We start from the raw sequence: 16,857 nt of genomic DNA, 5'->3' as shown, positions 1-16,857 counted from the left end.
CTTCCCCCATTAGAATCGATAAAAATTATCCATTGGCATTTCCATTACAGTAGCGCCACCTACTTCAATCTTAACTGGATATGATGAATCTGAAACTCCACCATCCAAGTTCACTGGAGGTGTCATGTATTGTTCACGCTTACTTGAAACCTTTTTGATAATATCTAAAACATCATTTACTCGTTCATCTTCAATCCCAATCATAAAGGTAGTATTTCCTGATTTTAGGAAACCGCCAGTCGTTGATAATTTGGTTTGATGAACATTATTCTTAGCAAATGCATTTTGTAGTTTATTAGCATCTTTATTTTGCACAATTACAATTAAAAGTTTCATTCAAAATCACGTCCCTATTTTTTAAATTCATTTAAATATGGTTGCAAAATTTCTAAAACATTTTGATATACATCATCAATTGATTGTGTTGCATCAACTGATTTGATACGCTTTGGATTTGCTTTTGCTAAACGTTGGTATGCTGCATGAACTCGATTATGAAAGTCAATTGTTTCAACGTCCAATCGATCAACTTCCTCTTCAGCCCTATTTTTAGCAATACGCTTTAATCCTTCTTCTACTGGAAGATTAAAGTAGATAGTAAGGTCTGGCAAGAAACCTTCAGTGGCAAATTGGTTCATTTGATTAATTGCATCTTCACCAATTTCTCTACCCCCACCTTGATAAGCAATTGAGCTATCAAGGTAACGATCACAAATAACTAACTTGTTATCCGCAATTGCTGGTTTCACTGTTTGTTCAATATTTTGGCGACGCGCCGCTGCATATAACAATGCCTCAGTTCGTTTATCCATATCAACATTTTTACGGTCCAGAATAACTTCACGAATACTTTCAGCGATTGGGTTACCTCCAGGTTCTCTGCTGGTAACCAATTTATCGCTCATCTCTTCCTTTAAGTAATCTAATACCATGTTTAAGATGGTTGTTTTCCCCGCACCATCTGTGCCTTCGAATGTGATAAATTTTCCAGCCATATACTATACCCCTACTTTCATCTTTCTATCTCATTGTACTTTAATTTATTCGTTTCAACAAATAAACAACAAAGAAAAAGCGTCTTATTCCAAAGAATAAAGACACCTTTAGTAATCAATAACAGAAGATTGAATACGATTGTTGGAAACTTTTCTTTCTCTTGCTTCTCGATATAAAAATAAATATTTTTCACGAGCTAAACGAGTTTGGGCAACAATTTCCCCATCAACTTCATAAATTGCTTCTTGGGTTTCAGTAGCTTGATCCCATTGGTACTTAGCACGATCGATAGAATCCAATAGAAATTCATCATATTGTTTTCCTACGTTGTGTGAAAATCTTGAAAATCCTAACATCAGTATTCACTCCTACATTTCAGTTCGACCAGAAACGGCTCTAGAAAGCGTCATTTCATCAGCATATTCGATATCACTACCAACTGATAAACCATGTGCTAATCTAGTTACTTTAATTCCGGCTGGCTTAACTAAACGTGATAGATACATTGCAGTTGCTTCTCCTTCAGGAGTAGCGTTTGTGGCAATGATAATTTCTTTAATTGCTTCATCGCTTTGTAAACGTTTAATCAGGCTTTTAATATTTAAATCTTCTGGTCCTTTTCCCTCGATTGGAGATAAGACACCATTTAATACATGATATAAACCATGATAATCTTTCATTTTTTCCATTACCATGATGTCTCTTGGTTGTTCAACAACCAAGACAGTCGATTGATCTCTCGTCTTGTCTCGACAAATAACACATGGATCTTCATCAGTTAAATTTCCGCAAATTGAACAATACATCAACTTGTCCTTTGTTTCCTTCAATGCTGAAGAGAACTTAGCAACGTCATCTTTGTTCATATCAACTACGAAATATGCCAGTCTAATCGCTGTCTTATGCCCAATCCCTGGTAGACGCATAAAACTGTCGATCAACTTAGCAATTGGTTCAGGATATTGCATAATTAACCTTCTTTATTTAAATTACATTCCTGGAATTCCCATTCCCTTAGTGTACTTACCCATTGAATCTTGAGTAGTCTTTTCAATTTGTGCAAGTGCATCGTTTACGGCACTGATTACTAAATCTGAAGTCATGTCTGGGTCTTCTGGATCCAATGCTTCGGGTTTAATCTTCATGTCCTTCATCTTACGGTCACCTGAGAAAGTAACAACTACCATGTCTTCAGGGGCCTTACCAACAAATTCAGTGTTGTTAATTTGTTCTTGTTCAGCACCCATTTGTTTTTGTAGTTGCTTAACTTGTTTCATCATCTTTCCCATGTTCATTCCGTTCATCATAACTATAACAGCTCCTTAATCATCTTTTACATCTATTATATCTTCACCAAAAAGTTGTGTTGCTTGTTTAACTATTTTGGGTTCATTGTCTTGTTTTTCATTATTATTATCATCGTTTTGGTCCGAATTTTCAACACTTGAATTTTCAGATTCTTCTCTAACTTCTTTTCCACTATTCTTTTGGGCAACAATGTAACCCTTTCTGATTTCAGGCCATTGTTCAGCAGGAATGAATACAAAGTCAGGAACGTAGCTCAAAATTCTATCTAATCCATTACCAAGGGCATCTTGTAGTTCCTCATCGGTACTTGCCTTTTGGAATAGGAATGGATATTCGAATGAAACAACCACACCATCGTGACTAGCAGCCACTGGTTTAGAAACATTCATCAATGCTCGTTTGGTTACGTCTAATCCACTCAATAATTCATCCCAAATATTTTGAATGTTGGTTAAATCTTGACGAGTGGCGTTATCCAAGACTGGATAAATCTTAGTTAGGTTAACCCTAGCATTGCTTAAGCTACCTGATGGCTTCTTGGCAGCCGGTCTTCTATCAGGTTCGCTAGCGGAATTACTACCGTTATTAGCAGCAACTCCATTCTTGGTTAGTTCTTCGACTTGTTTTTGTAAACTAGCTACTTGATCCTTCAATTGTTGAACCAATTGATTATCGACGTTTGAAGCACTTGCAGTTTGTACAACAGTCTGTGGTTGTGCTTGACTAGCATCTTGTTGGCTATCAGTGGATAACTTAACGGTCAATACATCTAAATAAACATCGGGATGCATTGTGTATCTCATTTGGTTTTGAATGTCGTTTAAATCGACAATCATACGGTAAACTCTTTGCGCATCCACAATTGATGTTAGTTGCTTGAACTCTTCATCAATCACACCTAGTTCTGATTCTTCGACCATTTCAGGTGATTGTTGGTATAACAAGATGTCTTGGCAGTACTTGATTAAGTCTTCGACAAATCTAGCTGCATCTTTACCAGATTCTAGCATTTGTCTGACATCGGATAGCGCATCCTTAACATCGTGGTTCACAACATTAGTTAAATATTTTGATAGTAATGATTTGGTCACGCTACCAGTTACTTGCAATGCATTTTCGTAAGTGACCTTATCGAACCCAAATGATAATACTTGATCCAAAATACTTAGGGCATCACGCATCCCACCTTCTGCGGCTTTGGCGATTACCTTTAGTGCCTTGTCATCATAATCAATCTTTTTATCATTTAAGATGAATTCCATTCTACCTAAAATGTCATTTGCGGTGATTCGTTTGAAATCAAAACGTTGAACACGCGAAATGATGGTAGCCGGAATCTTTTGTGGTTCGGTTGTGGCTAAAATGAAAATAACGTGTGCAGGTGGTTCTTCCAATGTCTTTAGTAATGCATTGAAAGCCCCTGTTGATAGCATATGAACTTCATCAATAATGTATACTTTGTAGGTTGCTTGAGTTGGCGCATACTTCGCCTTATCTCTAACATCCCTAATTTCTTCAACCCCATTGTTTGAGGCTGCATCAATTTCGATAACATCATTTAGTGTTCCGTTTGTAATGCTTTCACAAATTTCACATTCGTTGCAGGGTTCCCCATCTTTTTGGTTTGGACAGTTAATTGCCTTTGCCAAAATTTTCGCAGCGGAAGTTTTTCCAGTTCCCCTAGGACCTGCAAATAAATAAGCATGACTCAATTGATTGGTGACAATCGCATTTTTCAATGTGGTGGTAATAACATCTTGACCAATCACATCGTCAAAACGTTGCGGTCTCCATACACGGTATAAAGCTTGGTAACTCATGGAAAACTTCCTTTCAAAAAACTAGTTACTTACATTATATATTCTATTCAATAATTATTCCATTATCGTTTTTACATCATAGATAAAAAAATCTCCTAGCCAGCATTTGACTAGGAGTTTATTTGTATAAAAAACAAGAAGCACAAGCGTAGAATACTTAGTGCTGCTTCCTCTCGGATCTGACACGGTTCGTAAACACAACTTTGCTTCAAGGCCTTGCGGCAATAATTATATTAACTTATTCAGGATTATTTTTCAAGCTTATTTCTCTTTTTCTTTGCTTCTTTGCTTCTTTTGCGTGCTGCTTTGAAAAAAGACTTCATTAAATGTTTAGCATCATCAGCTAATAATCCTCCTGATACATTAACCTGATGATTTAATCGACTATCTTCTAACACATGATATAGACTTTCGGCAGCACCCGCCTTCAAATCAGTGGCACCGTAGTAAACATTTTTGATTCTGGAATTGATGATGGCTCCCGCACACATCAAACATGGTTCAATCGTTACATATAAATCACAGTCTTCCAAACGCCAGCTATGCAAACGACGACATGCTTCATCAATGGCCACGACTTCAGCATGATCTAATGCATTATTGCTTAACTCACGGAGATTATGACCTCTACCGATAATCTCACCGTCTTTAACAACGATTGCCCCAATTGGCACCTCGTTTATCATGTATGCTTTTTTAGCTTCGAATAAAGCTTCTTTCATATAGTATTCTTTTGTCTTATCCATTAAATACACTTTCCAATATATAGTAGCCCTTGTTCTTCTTGATGATTTCGCAATTGCCAAATAATGATTGCATTAACTTCTTAGCAGATGGTGCACCCTGCTTCTTTTGTAATACCACAGTTAGTGTCCCATTTGGCAATAAATGATCAACTGCTCCAGAAATCATTCCATCTACAACATCTTTACCAGCTCTTACTGGTGGGTTGGTAATAATTGCGGCAAATTTATCAGAAACATTTTCATAAACATTAGAATTATGGATATTAACATTTGAGACATGGTTTTGTTCTGCATTCTTAACAGCTAACTCTAGTGCTAGGTTGTTCACGTCTACCATTTCAAATGTTCTATCAGGATAATGCTTGGCTAAAGCAATTGCCATTGGACCATATCCGCATCCTAAATCTAAAACATTTCCATCAGGAATTTTATCAAAATTAACACTTTCGACTAAAGTTTTTGAACCAAAATCAACAGTTCGTTTTGAGAAAACCCCGTTATCAGTGGTAAAGGTCAATGTGTTATTTAATAAATCAAAATTCCATGTATGAAGTTCGTGTACAACATGTGGATTAGGTGTATAATAAAATTCGTTCATTTCAAATCAGATCCTCGTAAAAAAATTTTAAATTCGCTAAGACACTGTATCTAGTAGATTAGGAACATTTCGACCACTAAATATGGTGTTTTTTATTTGATTTTTTTCTGTTCTGGTGTAAACTTTTATATATAAATTAAAGGGAAATATCTTACATATTTCGATTGAAATGTAATACATATTTCATCAAAAGAAAGGGAGCAATACCATGGCACAAGTAACTGTATACTCAAAGAATAATTGCATGCAATGCAAAATGACTAAGCGCTTTTTAAGCGAACACGATATTGATTTTATTGAAAGAAACATTAACGAAGAACCCGAATATGTTTCATACTTAAAATCAAAAGGATTTATGTCACTACCAGTTGTGGAAGCAGATGGTATTGACTCAATTTCCGGATTTAGACCAGATCAATTAAGCCAATTAGCTTAATTCAAATTACGTATTATTCATTATAATATAAAATGTCGTTTTTGGCGAAACCGCTAATGGTCTCGCCATATTTTTTCTAAAGTTTAATTTTACTAATGAAAGTGTGGTTTAAACATGTCGTTGAAAGATTTGAAGGACGTAACATATTACGACCTAAATAATGAAATTAACATCCCTAAGGATGATAAGATTCAATTAAATAAAGATAAAGAAGCGCTTGAAGCCTTCATCAAAGAAAACGTTGAACCTAACCTTAAAAAATTTGGTTCTCTAAGAGAAAAATTCGATTTTCTAATCGATAATGATTACCTTGAAGAAGAATTCATTAAGAAGTATGACTTTTCATTTATTGAAAAAATCTACGACTACTTGAAGAGTCAAAACTTCAAATTCAAATCTTTTATGGCTGCATACAAATTCTATGCTCAATATGCCCTAAAGACTGATGATGGTAACTACTACCTAGAACAATTCATCGACCGTGTGGCTATCAACGCACTATACTTCGCTGATGGCGATGAAGAACTTGCTATGAACTTGGCAGATGAAATCGTTCACCAAAGATACCAACCAGCCACCCCTTCTTTCCTAAATGCAGGAAGAAAACGTCGTGGTGAATTCGTATCATGTTTCTTAATTCAACCTACTGACGATATGAACACAATCGGTAGAACTATTAACTCAGCTCTACAACTATCACGTATTGGTGGTGGTGTTGGAATTAACCTTTCTAACCTACGTGCTGCTGGTGATCCAATCAAGCATATCGAAGGTGCTGCTTCTGGTGTTGTTCCAGTTATGAAACTTCTAGAAGACAGTTTTTCATACTCAAACCAACTAGGACAAAGACAAGGTGCTGGTGCCGTTTACCTAAACGTATTCCATCCAGACATCATCTCATTCCTATCAGCTAAGAAAGAAAACGCCGATGAAAAAATTCGTGTTAAGACTCTTTCACTTGCTGTTACTGTTCCTGACAAGTTCTATGAACTTGCTCAAAACGATGATGAAATGTACCTATTCAGTCCATACGACGTTGAAAGAATTTACGGCGTGCCATTCTCATACGTTGATATCACCAAAGAATACGACAACATGGTCGCAAACGATGAAATCAAGAAGACTAAGATTAACGCTCGTGAACTAGAAACTGAAATTAGTAAATTACAACAAGAATCAGGTTACCCTTACATTATTAACATCGATACTGTTAACAAGGAAAACCCTATTGACGGTAAGATTGTTATGAGTAACCTATGTTCAGAAATCATGCAAGTACAAGAACCTTCTACTGTTGATAACGAACAACACTACGAAAAACTTGGTACTGATGTATCATGTAACTTAGGTTCAACTAATATCGTTAACTTAATGGCTAGCCCTAACTTTGGTAAGTCAGTTGACGCAATGGTTCGTGCCTTAACTTTCGTTACTGATCATTCAGATATCAACGTTGTTCCATCAATCCAACGTGGTAACGCCCTATCACACAGTATTGGTCTTGGTGGAATGGGTCTTCACAGTTTCTTAGCTAAAAACCAAATTGAATACGGTTCTGACGAAGCAATCGAATTCACTGGTGTTTACTTCATGCTATTAAACTACTGGACTTTAGTCGCATCTAACAAGATTGCCGCGGAAAGACACGAAACTTTCCACAACTTTGATAAGAGTAAATATGCTGATGGCTCATACTTCGATAGATACACTACCGAAGACTGGGGTCCAAAATCAGATCGCGTAAAAGAACTATTCGATGGCATCTTTGTTCCAAACCAAAGCGATTGGGAAGAACTAAAACAAGCTGTTATGAAGGATGGTTTATACCACCAAAACAGAATGGCTGTTGCTCCAAATGGTTCAATCTCATACATTAATGATTCAACTGCTAGTTTGCACCCTATCATTAGTCGTATCGAAGAAAGATATGAATCAAAGACTGGTAAAATCTACTACCCAGCTCCATACCTATCAAACGAAACTCTTAAGTACTACAAGTCAGCTTATGACATTGACATGAGAAAAGTTATTGATACTTATGCTGCTGCTCAAAAACATGTTGATCAAAGTATGAGTCTTACTCTATTTATGCGTTCAACAATTCCTGAAGGTCTATACGAATGGAAGAACGGTAGAACTGATAAAATGACTACTCGTGATTTAACTATCCTACGTAACTATGCTCACGCTAAAGGCATTAAGTCACTATACTATGTCAGAACATACACTGATGATAACCAAGAAGTCGGTGTTAACGAATGTGAAAGTTGTTCAATCTAATTAGTTAGGAGAATTTATACAATGGATAATTACAAAGCTATCAACTGGAATGCTGTAAGCGACCAAATTGATAAAGCGACATGGGAAAAACTAACCGAACAATTCTGGTTAGATACTAGAATCCCTTTATCTAACGATTTAGCTGATTGGAGAACGTTAGATGACGATCACAAATGGCTAGTTGGTCATGTCTTTGGTGGTCTAACTTTACTTGATACCCTACAATCACAAGACGGTATGGCCGCACTTAGAAAAGATGTTGCTACTCAACACGAAACTGCTGTTTTAAACAACATTCAATTCATGGAATCTGTCCATGCTAAGAGTTACTCATCAATCTTTTCTACTCTCAACACTCCTGACGAAATTTCAGAAATTTTTGACTGGAGTGATTCAGAAGAATTCCTTCAAAACAAAGCTAAGAAGATTTATGATTTATATCATGATGATTCAAACCCACTAAAGAAAAAGATTTCAAGTGTATTCCTAGAAACATTCTTATTCTACTCCGGTTTCTACACCCCACTATGGTACTTAGGTCACAACAAGTTACCTAACGTTGCCGAAATCATTAAGTTAATTCTTCGTGATGAATCTGTCCATGGTACTTACATTGGTTACAAGTTCCAACTTGGTTTCAACCAATTAGGTGGAAACGAACAACAAGACTTAAAGGATTGGATGTACAACTTCTTATATGACTTATACGAAAACGAAGAAAAGTACACTCACATTCTATATGATCAAGTTGGTTGGACTGACGACGTATTGAAGTTTATTAGATACAATGCTAACAAGGCACTTATGAACTTAGGTCAAGATCCACTATTCCCTGATAACGCTGAAGACGTTGACCCAATCGTTATGAATGGTATCTCAACATCAACAGCTAACCATGACTTCTTCTCACAAGTCGGTAACGGTTACCGTCTAGGTGAAGTTGAAGCTATGAAGGATGACGATTACAAGATTTGGTATCCAAAAGATAACAAATAATCATAAACAAAAGAGGATGAAGTAATTAAACTTCATCCTCTTTTGTTGTTCCAGTATATGCAAAAAAATATCCGGTATAGAATTTTTAATATCTATATCGGGTATTTTTTATTTACTCAATTTAAGTTGGCTAAAACAGCCTATTTTTTGAATAATTTCTTCCAAATTGATTTCTTTTCACATGGTGTATCTTCAACATGTTCATTTACCAATACTAGTAATTGAAGCATTGTGAATACTAGTGAGTTTCCACGACGGTATGAAATATACTTAGGTGTCCATTCACTAACATATTTTTCCTTGTAAGATCTTAATCCTTGGAAACTGTAGAATGCAGTTCCGTACTTGTAGATTAAGTTAGAAATCTTTTCGTCAATAAAACTATATCTAGATTCACCAACATTTGATAATGGAGCCATTCCAAGGTTGAAGTACTTGTATCCTTCATCCTTTACATAGTTGAACAAGTTAATGAAAATTCCATCCATGATTCCTGATGGTGCATCTTCGCTTGATCTCATCAAATCAATTGATGTCATTTCATGATCACCGGTTGGCATAATGTTAGCAAAGGCAACAACCTTGTTGTCCTTATCTTTCATTACAGCGATTGGTGCTTGGTTTAAGTAGTAACTGTCAAAGTATCCCAATGAGAATCCTTTTTCTGGTTTACCCTTCAGCCAGTTATCAGATACCTCTCTTAATTCATCAATAAATGAAGTTGAGAATGGTGGTTGAATAATTTCAAATTTATATTCATCACGGTCGAATTTATTCATCAAGGCTCTTTCACCACGATGCTTTTTACCAGCAATTGAGAAAGTATCCAAAGCCACGTGACCTTCTTCCCCTGCTTTGGTAAAACTAAATCCTTTTTCGTGAAGTAACATTGTTAATTCTTCACCGATTTCATAGAAAACAAGTGAATAACCGATGTTGTCACTATCTTCAATGAACTTATCTATTGCATCTTCAAGTTTATCCATATTACCAATTGGTTCACCCATGATAATAATCTTGTTAGCACGACATTTGTACATGAAGAATAGTTGATCTTTGCCATCTTCTTGGTAGAAGTAGATGCTCTTATCACGAACATAAGCTAAATGACTTACTTCGTTTCCACCAAATTCATGAATAACGTTAGAAACCCTATCACCATCAAATGGTTGGTTTAACCATTCAACCTTTGAGTATGATAAGAAACGGAAAGTTAGAACTAAGATTAGGAAAGCTAAAATTAATCCTAATAGACCAGCAAACCATACTTGTGGTGATGGTAATAGATATGAGTTTGTCCAGTGGAATACAGCAAACTTGAAGTTTGTTAATAGACCAATAATTAGGTAAACGATAAAGGCACTAACAAATATTAGTAAATCAATCAGTGCATGACCCCATGAATAGGTGAACTTTTGTCTATACAAGACATTGTAACTTAACCATAGGCATCCAAGAATAATGATAGTCATTACTACCATATTAACTGGAAAGTCTTCTTTCCATAATGTGTTCCATAAGGCAACTACTAAAATAACCGCAGTTGGCCAAAATGCCTTTTTCACTTTGGAACCAAATCCACGAGCGAAACCAATTAATAGAAAAGCAACAATTACAGTACTTAATTGATCTAGGAAATAGAACGAATATGGTTCTAATGAGATATAGAACCTGTTGACCAATACTAAGTTTGGAATAACTGCTAGCAATAGCATCATAATTCCAGAGAAGTACATAAAAATGGTGATAAACATATGTGCTAATCTTTGTAAAATTAGCTTTGGAATACCGTCTAAGAAGTTGTTGAAACGTTGGAATACATCAATTACCAAGAAGATAATTCCTAATAGAACTGGGAAAATGTAGTAGAAAGCACGGTATAAAATTAACCAAACCGCTGCATCACTTGGTTTAACACCAATGAACATTAAACCAACCAGCATTGTACCTTCAAAACTTCCAAGTCCCCCAGGAACCAATGAAGCAACCCCAACTACGTTTGCAACAACGAATACTGGAAATACGGCTAGTAGGTTAATTGGTTGATGCATAAATGCACCAATTGCCATAAATAATCCAGCACATCCTAACCATTCTAAACATGATCCAACGATTAATTGAATCTCTAGTTTAGCGGTTAAATCTTTGAAATAATCAGAATCATTTAATCTAGTGATGATAAATAAAATTGGGAAGTATAGCCCACCAAGAACTAAAACAATCCACCACCACCAGTCATGACTATTAGTTCCAAATCCAAAACTAAACATCATGATGATAGCTACCCAACAATATGTGGATAGTCCGGCTAATAAGAAAATAACAATCTTAGAGATTGCATATAATATTTGTTTTTTAGTCGCGTTTTCACTGTAAAAACTTGAACGCATACTTGCACCCAAAACACCACCGAAACCAGCAATGTTTGTTAGTGTGTTAGTAATCCACCCTGTTTTTACGATATAGGACTTTTTGAATTTACCCGGTAGAAAATCAACAATTGTGAAATCATATATTAACATCGGTGAAACCGCAATGAATCCCAAAATTATCATGATAACAATCGACATGGGTGATAGTCTTGAAAAACTTTCCGCCATTTGTCTTCCACTAATTTCTTTTGAAACAGAAAAAATAACGTGTACAACAACAGCCAAAACGAACACCACGAATAAGACTTTAACCAAAGTCATATGTCGATTGATCCAATCTCCACATTTCTTAAATAAAGCTTTCAATTATGTTTCCTCCATAAATCTTATTACTACTATTATCTCAATTAATAATTGTTGGCACAAGGCTTTATATCAAAATATGTACAAAAAAAAGAACGTATGATAAATCACACGTTCTTTTAAAGAGAAATTACTTAAGAGTAACTTCTGCACCAACTTCTTCAAGTTTTGCCTTGATGTCGTTAGCTTCGTCTTCTTTAGCATCTTCTTTAATTACTGAAGGAGCACCATCAACTAAGTCCTTTGAGTCCTTTAGACCTAGACCAGTGATTTCACGTACAACCTTGATTGCTTTAACCTTTTGGCTACCAGCAGAAGTTAGTTCTACAGTGAATGAGTCCTTAGCAGCACCATCAGCACCACCAGCAGCTGGAGCAGCAACTGCAGCAGCAGTAACGTCGAATTCTTCTTCAATTGCCTTAACTAAGTCGTTTAGGTCAGAGATTGAAGCTTCTTTAATTTGTTCAATAATGTTATCTTTATCAAAAGCCATTTTAATTTCCTCCAATTTGGATAGTTATAATTTTATATTATGAGCTTAGGCTGCGTCGCCATCGCCCTTTTCTGCAACTGCTTTAACAGCAATAGCAAACTTGCGAACAGGTGATTGTAACATGCTTGCAAGGATAGAAATTGATTCGTCGCGACTTGGTAATGAAGCGAATTCGTCAATTTCTTGTAGAGTAGCAATCTTGTTTTCAAGAATACCACCCTTGATTTCAACAGCGTCAGTGTTATCAGCAAAATGCTTTAATACCTTAGCTGGAGCAATAGGATCTTCATCAGAGAATGCTACGGCAGTAGGACCCTTGAATAAGTCACCTAATTCTTCGTAACCTGCTTCCTTAGATGCACGTACAGCAATGTTATTCTTGATAACACTGAATGAAACACCTGCATCACGTAATTGCTTACGTAGGTCAGTTACTTCAGCAACGTTTAAACCACGGTAGTTAACAACAATAGCAGTAGTAGCATTGTTGAATTGTTCTGTAACAGCTTCTACACGTTTAGCTTTAGCGTCGATTACTTCTTTCTTTGGCATTGTTTCACCTCCCAATATTTTTTGGGATTTAATAAAAAATCCCTATGCCACCTAGACATAGAGAAACCGTTTTAAGTGTCCTCGTTGGGATATTAAGGTACAAGTACCACCCAAGTCTTAGGTAGATATCAATTTTTATAACAAATAGTAGTTTACTATATATATAAACTTTGGTCAATAGGGATTTTCAAATTCCAAATTAATTACTTAACTTTAGAATGATTCTAGATCAACCTTTACACCAGGTCCAAAGGTTGTTGAAACTGATAGGTTACTGATGTAAGTACCACGAACTGAAGCTGGACGGTTCTTAACAATCAAGTCTTCAATAGCCTTGAAGTTACCAACTAGCTTGTCAGCATCGAATGATGACTTACCGATGATAACAGCAACGTTTCCGTCACGGTCAGTACGGTAAGTAACCTTACCTGATTTAGAATCAGATACGGCCTTCTTAACATCCATAGTAACTGTACCAGTCTTAGGGTTTGGCATTAAGTTCTTTGGTCCAAGAACACGACCTAGACGACCAACTTGAGCCATCATGTCTGGTGTTGCGATAGCAACATCAAAGTCTAACCAACCGTTTTGGATTTTTTCAGCTAGGTCTGCTTCACCAACAAAGTCAGCGCCGGCTTCTTCAGCTTCCTTAGCCTTGTCACCCTTAGCAAATACAACAACTTTTTGGTCTTTACCTGTACCGTTTGGTAAGACAACAGCACCACGTAATTGTTGATCAGCTTGTTTAGTGTCAACATTTAAGTTAAATACAACTTCAACAGTTGAATCGAACTTAGCAAAATCAATTTTCTTTACAAGATCAACAGCTTCTTCAACTGAGTAAGCCTTGTTACGGTCTACTTGTTTTAAAGCATCTTGATACTTTTTACCTCTTTTTTGAGCCATCTGTGTTTTCCTCCTTGCAATTGTGGTTGTAACGGATAAACCTCCCACATAACACCTAAATAATAGGTGTTATGGTACTACAGTATAGAAACGAATGTTGAATTAACCTTCAACAGTGAATCCCATACTACGTGCAGTACCTTCGATCATACGCATTGCGGCTTCAACATCAGCTGCGTTTAGATCTTTCATCTTAGTTTCGGCGATTTCCTTAACTTGGTCCTTAGTTACATTAGCAACCTTGTTAGTGTTTGGTTCACCGGAACCATGTTCAACACCAGCAGCCTTCTTCAATAGAATTGAAGCAGGTGGTGTCTTAGTAATGAAATCGAATGAACGATCTTCATATACAGAAATCACAACTGGAATCAAGTATCCTGCTTGATCAGCAGTACGAGCGTTGAATTCCTTAGTGAATCCCATAATGTTAATACCAGCTTGACCCAATGCAGGTCCAACTGGAGGAGCAGGTGTTGCTTTACCCGCAGGAATTTGCAATTTAACTACGTTAGCTACTTTTTTAGCCACGAGACATACCTCCTTAAGTCCGTGTGTGGTAAAAATTGGAGATGAGATTTCTCCTCCCACTTAAGTATGCGTAAACATACAACAAATAATATATCACGTTTAAATATTTTTAACAACCCAAATTTTTATCTAATTGGTTGTACTTGGTTAAAGTTAAGTTCAGCAGTAGTTGCACGACCGAACATATCAATATTAACCTTCAACTTACCTTTTTCGTCATCTTTTTCGATAACCTTACCTGAAAGATCGGCAAATGCACCGTCAATAATAGTAATTGTGTCTCCCACTTCAGCATCCAATTCTTGCTTTTCTTGAGAAACACCAAGACGACTTAGAACTAGTTCTACTTCATCTGGTAGCAATGGAGTTGGCTTACTTCCTTGACCATGTGATCCGATAAATCCAGTAACACCTGGGGTATTTCTAACGATGTACCATGCTTCGTCAGTCATAACCATTTCTACTAGAACATAACCAGGGAAAGTTTTTTCCATCTTAGCCTTGTCTACACCATCTTTAACTTCGTGTTCTTCTGTTTCTGGAACAACTACTCTAAAGATAAAGTTTGACATACCCATTGATTCCTTACGTGAATCAAGGTTTGCCTTAACTTTGTTTTCGTATCCTGAGTAAGTATGAATAACATACCATTGCTTTTCTGCTGATTCCATTAAAATTAGCTCCCTTTATGATTTTTTGCAAAATAAAAAAACTCCGCACTCACGAAGTTTCAAACTACCTATTATAATATCACTATTTACTATAATTTAAAACCGTAAATTATAGGTATAGTAATCCTGATTGAATTGCCCAGTCAACAATTGCAAAGAAGATTGCGAAGATAATTGACATTGATACTACGATGGTAGTGTCAATTCTAGTTTGGTGACCATTAGGCCATACAACTAGTTTCATTTCAGTACCAACACTCTTAAAGAACTTAAATAATTTCATATTTTTCCTCCACTAACGTGTTTCTTTATGCATCGTAGACTTGCCACAATGTTTACAATACTTTTTTACTTCTAATCGATTTTCATGATTATTACCAACCGAAGTTGTGTAATTACGGGATCCACAGATTTCACATTGTAAAGCAACCTTTTGCTGTGACATCGTTTACATCCCCCTTTTTTAATAAATTCATAATAGCATTTATATTTTTGATAGTCAATTTATGGCAGTAGCTAATCATAAACCTTTTTGACAATCTTTTTTAACTTATTTTTGACTCTTGCAATACAATTATCAACAACATTTGTAGCATTTTCTGGATGTCTTGCCAATGACATCTTCAATCTTCTGATAGAAAAATTGTTTTCATTAATCAAATCTTCCAAATAACAGAATGCGATTTCTGATTCCAGAGGCGATAGTCTAGCAATTAACTCTTCATAACAAATTTTCATATTCATTGACTGATCAGGAGTTAAAAAAATTCTATCTTTCAAGCTATTTTGAAAGTACGACTCATTAGCATTATATGAAACCATTTTATCAACTGGCATTCTTTTCTTAGCTTTTCTTTTTCTTAAGATGTCATACAAGTGATGTCTTAAACTAATTTGGTACAAGGTGCCAAATGTTGCTTTATGGTTTACATCATAGTTACGAATGTTTTTTATCATCACAAGCATTGATTCTTGATACCAATCGTCAATGTCCATATCGTGCAGGTAATAATTACGCCACACTTTATTCACCAACGGTTTATATTTATCAAACAACTTTTGCAGTGACTCTTCATTGCCGTTGTTCTTAAAATCAAGAATTAGTTTTATATCAATATTATTTTGGTCAAAGCTCATTACATATTCACCTCTGATTATAATTACATAAAATAATTTATATAGTTACATAATCATAAACAAGCGAATATTTGTTCATTTATATTCCTACAAATCGTTATAAATATATATAGTATTTAATCGTTTGTTAAATTATCTCTTAACTTTTCCAATCTTAACAACTGGTCATCAGACCACGGAGTTCTACGACCAGTCAATTGGTTAGTATAACTGCTAACTTGAGTCTTAATTTCTCGTCTAGAACGTTCAACATCGCGAAGTAGTTCTCGTGCAGATATTCTCAAAGCCCCTGCTGAAAAAACAGTCCATTGTTCAGCTTGATCAGAAGTTACTACAACCACTTGGACAAATCTAGATTGCTTTTGACGAGCGTATGCTTCGATATAACTATCAGCAGTTTCATCTTTATTAGTCCAAATGATGTCTAAGTTATGCTTCTTATCTTTCTTTGATAATCCTGGAACATACATTGCATCGAAAATGATTTTCATATCTAAGTCACGATACTTTTTATACTCTGAGATGATATTAATTAATTCATCCCTGGCATCAGCCAAACGATTATCTAGCTTTAACTTATTCAATTCAGGCCAATTTCCGATGACGTTATATCCATCGATTAATAATAATTGTTTTTTCATTGGCTTAATCCTTC

21 protein-coding genes, 1 other RNA gene and 1 other annotated feature are annotated in these 16,857 nt (G+C 35.7%); of the genes, 3 read left to right on the top strand and 19 right to left on the bottom strand.

Going from position 1 to position 16,857, the window contains the following annotated elements; genetic code table 11:
* Positions 1-9: 9 nt before the first annotated feature.
* The 9 genes from darA to JUD45_RS03615 form a co-directional block, all read right to left on the bottom strand.
* Positions 10-336: a cyclic di-AMP receptor DarA gene (gene darA / locus JUD45_RS03655; protein WP_034531916.1), complete on the bottom strand. Its 327-nt coding sequence runs from the start codon at positions 334-336 to the stop codon at positions 10-12.
* A 14-nt stretch (positions 337-350) separates the two neighbouring features.
* Positions 351-995, bottom strand: coding sequence for a dTMP kinase (gene tmk / locus JUD45_RS03650; RefSeq protein WP_138727006.1), 645 nt, complete (start codon positions 993-995; stop codon positions 351-353).
* Positions 996-1,103: 108 nt separating this feature from the next.
* A complete protein-coding gene (locus JUD45_RS03645; protein ID WP_034531914.1) occupies positions 1,104-1,352 on the bottom strand; it encodes a YaaL family protein in 249 nt (82 codons plus the stop codon).
* Positions 1,353-1,364: 12 nt separating this feature from the next.
* On the bottom strand, positions 1,365-1,964 hold the full coding sequence (gene recR / locus JUD45_RS03640; RefSeq protein WP_034531913.1) for a recombination mediator RecR: 600 nt from the start codon (positions 1,962-1,964) through the stop codon (positions 1,365-1,367).
* A gap of 21 nt (positions 1,965-1,985) precedes the next feature.
* Positions 1,986-2,303 carry a YbaB/EbfC family nucleoid-associated protein gene (locus JUD45_RS03635; RefSeq protein WP_034531912.1) on the bottom strand — a complete coding sequence of 106 codons (318 nt, stop codon included), beginning with the start codon at positions 2,301-2,303 and terminating at the stop codon, positions 1,986-1,988.
* Positions 2,304-2,318: 15 nt separating this feature from the next.
* Positions 2,319-4,124, bottom strand: a complete 1,806-nt coding sequence (gene dnaX, locus JUD45_RS03630) for a DNA polymerase III subunit gamma/tau (RefSeq protein WP_138727007.1) — start codon at positions 4,122-4,124, stop codon at positions 2,319-2,321.
* Positions 4,125-4,248: 124 nt separating this feature from the next.
* Positions 4,249-4,345: signal recognition particle sRNA small type (gene ffs, locus JUD45_RS03625), an RNA gene on the bottom strand.
* Positions 4,346-4,372: 27 nt separating this feature from the next.
* Positions 4,373-4,870, bottom strand: a complete 498-nt coding sequence (gene tadA / locus JUD45_RS03620; protein WP_203619703.1) for a tRNA adenosine(34) deaminase TadA — start codon at positions 4,868-4,870, stop codon at positions 4,373-4,375.
* Positions 4,863-5,468, bottom strand: coding sequence for a class I SAM-dependent methyltransferase (locus JUD45_RS03615; RefSeq protein WP_203619702.1), 606 nt, complete (start codon positions 5,466-5,468; stop codon positions 4,863-4,865). The genes tadA and JUD45_RS03615 overlap by 8 nt, the downstream gene beginning before the upstream one ends.
* Before the next feature lie 208 nt (positions 5,469-5,676).
* Here JUD45_RS03615 and JUD45_RS03610 point away from each other — a divergent pair, with 208 nt between their 5' ends.
* The 3 genes from JUD45_RS03610 to nrdF all read left to right on the top strand — a co-directional run bounded on the left by JUD45_RS03610 (position 5,677) and on the right by nrdF (position 9,180).
* On the top strand, positions 5,677-5,904 hold the full coding sequence (locus tag JUD45_RS03610; protein ID WP_034531908.1) for a redoxin NrdH: 228 nt from the start codon (positions 5,677-5,679) through the stop codon (positions 5,902-5,904).
* Positions 5,905-6,018: 114 nt separating this feature from the next.
* A complete protein-coding gene (gene nrdE, locus JUD45_RS03605) occupies positions 6,019-8,184 on the top strand; it encodes a class 1b ribonucleoside-diphosphate reductase subunit alpha (RefSeq protein WP_187155809.1) in 2,166 nt (721 codons plus the stop codon).
* Between the two features lie 21 nt (positions 8,185-8,205).
* Positions 8,206-9,180: a class 1b ribonucleoside-diphosphate reductase subunit beta gene (gene nrdF, locus JUD45_RS03600; protein ID WP_041152513.1), complete on the top strand. Its 975-nt coding sequence runs from the start codon at positions 8,206-8,208 to the stop codon at positions 9,178-9,180.
* Between the two features lie 140 nt (positions 9,181-9,320).
* On the opposite strand, the gene mprF is transcribed toward nrdF, so the two are convergent.
* The 10 genes from mprF to JUD45_RS03550 form a co-directional block, all read right to left on the bottom strand.
* Complete coding sequence (gene mprF, locus JUD45_RS03595) at positions 9,321-11,918, bottom strand: bifunctional lysylphosphatidylglycerol flippase/synthetase MprF (protein ID WP_187155810.1); 2,598 nt, start codon at positions 11,916-11,918, stop codon at positions 9,321-9,323.
* A gap of 127 nt (positions 11,919-12,045) precedes the next feature.
* The gene (gene rplL, locus JUD45_RS03590) at positions 12,046-12,408 is read right to left on the bottom strand and encodes a 50S ribosomal protein L7/L12 (protein WP_138727011.1); all 363 of its coding nucleotides are present in this window, start codon (positions 12,406-12,408) and stop codon (positions 12,046-12,048) included.
* 45 nt (positions 12,409-12,453) lie between these two features.
* The gene (rplJ, locus tag JUD45_RS03585; protein WP_034531904.1) at positions 12,454-12,960 is read right to left on the bottom strand and encodes a 50S ribosomal protein L10; all 507 of its coding nucleotides are present in this window, start codon (positions 12,958-12,960) and stop codon (positions 12,454-12,456) included.
* Positions 12,961-12,984: 24 nt separating this feature from the next.
* Positions 12,985-13,100: a sequence feature (ribosomal protein L10 leader region), on the bottom strand.
* A gap of 73 nt (positions 13,101-13,173) precedes the next feature.
* A complete protein-coding gene (gene rplA, locus JUD45_RS03580) occupies positions 13,174-13,866 on the bottom strand; it encodes a 50S ribosomal protein L1 (RefSeq protein WP_034531903.1) in 693 nt (230 codons plus the stop codon).
* 102 nt (positions 13,867-13,968) lie between these two features.
* Positions 13,969-14,394 carry a 50S ribosomal protein L11 gene (gene rplK / locus JUD45_RS03575; protein WP_203619701.1) on the bottom strand — a complete coding sequence of 142 codons (426 nt, stop codon included), beginning with the start codon at positions 14,392-14,394 and terminating at the stop codon, positions 13,969-13,971.
* 125 nt (positions 14,395-14,519) lie between these two features.
* Positions 14,520-15,065 (bottom strand): transcription termination/antitermination protein NusG, encoded by a 546-nt coding sequence (gene nusG, locus JUD45_RS03570; RefSeq protein ID WP_034531901.1) that lies wholly within the window; start codon positions 15,063-15,065, stop codon positions 14,520-14,522.
* Between the two features lie 109 nt (positions 15,066-15,174).
* Complete coding sequence (secE, locus tag JUD45_RS03565; protein WP_034531900.1) at positions 15,175-15,348, bottom strand: preprotein translocase subunit SecE; 174 nt, start codon at positions 15,346-15,348, stop codon at positions 15,175-15,177.
* Between the two features lie 12 nt (positions 15,349-15,360).
* Positions 15,361-15,510, bottom strand: coding sequence for a 50S ribosomal protein L33 (gene rpmG / locus JUD45_RS03560; protein WP_138727012.1), 150 nt, complete (start codon positions 15,508-15,510; stop codon positions 15,361-15,363).
* A 71-nt stretch (positions 15,511-15,581) separates the two neighbouring features.
* Positions 15,582-16,202, bottom strand: a complete 621-nt coding sequence (locus tag JUD45_RS03555) for a sigma factor (RefSeq protein ID WP_138727013.1) — start codon at positions 16,200-16,202, stop codon at positions 15,582-15,584.
* A 116-nt stretch (positions 16,203-16,318) separates the two neighbouring features.
* Entirely contained in the window at positions 16,319-16,843 is a 525-nt protein-coding gene (locus tag JUD45_RS03550; RefSeq protein ID WP_203619700.1) for an NYN domain-containing protein, read from the bottom strand.
* Between the last annotated feature and the right edge of the window lie 14 nt (positions 16,844-16,857).

This window comes from Apilactobacillus nanyangensis (assembly GCF_016861915.1).
GTDB lineage: Bacteria > Bacillota > Bacilli > Lactobacillales > Lactobacillaceae > Apilactobacillus > Apilactobacillus nanyangensis.
Note: the sequence above shows the minus strand (reverse complement) of the source record. Positions and strands in the feature narration are given on the sequence as shown.

Coding starts and splice junctions, on each gene's coding strand:
- darA (WP_034531916.1), bottom strand. CDS start 336: ATGAAACTTTTAATTGTAATTGTGCAAAATAAAGATGCTAATAAACTA.
- tmk (WP_138727006.1), bottom strand. CDS start 995: ATGGCTGGAAAATTTATCACATTCGAAGGCACAGATGGTGCGGGGAAA.
- JUD45_RS03645 (WP_034531914.1), bottom strand. CDS start 1,352: ATGTTAGGATTTTCAAGATTTTCACACAACGTAGGAAAACAATATGAT.
- recR (WP_034531913.1), bottom strand. CDS start 1,964: ATGCAATATCCTGAACCAATTGCTAAGTTGATCGACAGTTTTATGCGT.
- JUD45_RS03635 (WP_034531912.1), bottom strand. CDS start 2,303: ATGATGAACGGAATGAACATGGGAAAGATGATGAAACAAGTTAAGCAA.
- dnaX (WP_138727007.1), bottom strand. CDS start 4,124: ATGAGTTACCAAGCTTTATACCGTGTATGGAGACCGCAACGTTTTGAC.
- tadA (WP_203619703.1), bottom strand. CDS start 4,870: ATGGATAAGACAAAAGAATACTATATGAAAGAAGCTTTATTCGAAGCT.
- JUD45_RS03615 (WP_203619702.1), bottom strand. CDS start 5,468: ATGAACGAATTTTATTATACACCTAATCCACATGTTGTACACGAACTT.
- JUD45_RS03610 (WP_034531908.1), top strand. CDS start 5,677: ATGGCACAAGTAACTGTATACTCAAAGAATAATTGCATGCAATGCAAA.
- nrdE (WP_187155809.1), top strand. CDS start 6,019: ATGTCGTTGAAAGATTTGAAGGACGTAACATATTACGACCTAAATAAT.
- nrdF (WP_041152513.1), top strand. CDS start 8,206: ATGGATAATTACAAAGCTATCAACTGGAATGCTGTAAGCGACCAAATT.
- rplL (WP_138727011.1), bottom strand. CDS start 12,408: ATGGCTTTTGATAAAGATAACATTATTGAACAAATTAAAGAAGCTTCA.
- rplJ (WP_034531904.1), bottom strand. CDS start 12,960: ATGCCAAAGAAAGAAGTAATCGACGCTAAAGCTAAACGTGTAGAAGCT.
- rplA (WP_034531903.1), bottom strand. CDS start 13,866: ATGGCTCAAAAAAGAGGTAAAAAGTATCAAGATGCTTTAAAACAAGTA.
- nusG (WP_034531901.1), bottom strand. CDS start 15,065: ATGGAATCAGCAGAAAAGCAATGGTATGTTATTCATACTTACTCAGGA.
- secE (WP_034531900.1), bottom strand. CDS start 15,348: ATGAAATTATTTAAGTTCTTTAAGAGTGTTGGTACTGAAATGAAACTA.
- rpmG (WP_138727012.1), bottom strand. CDS start 15,510: ATGTCACAGCAAAAGGTTGCTTTACAATGTGAAATCTGTGGATCCCGT.
- JUD45_RS03555 (WP_138727013.1), bottom strand. CDS start 16,202: ATGAGCTTTGACCAAAATAATATTGATATAAAACTAATTCTTGATTTT.
- JUD45_RS03550 (WP_203619700.1), bottom strand. CDS start 16,843: ATGAAAAAACAATTATTATTAATCGATGGATATAACGTCATCGGAAAT.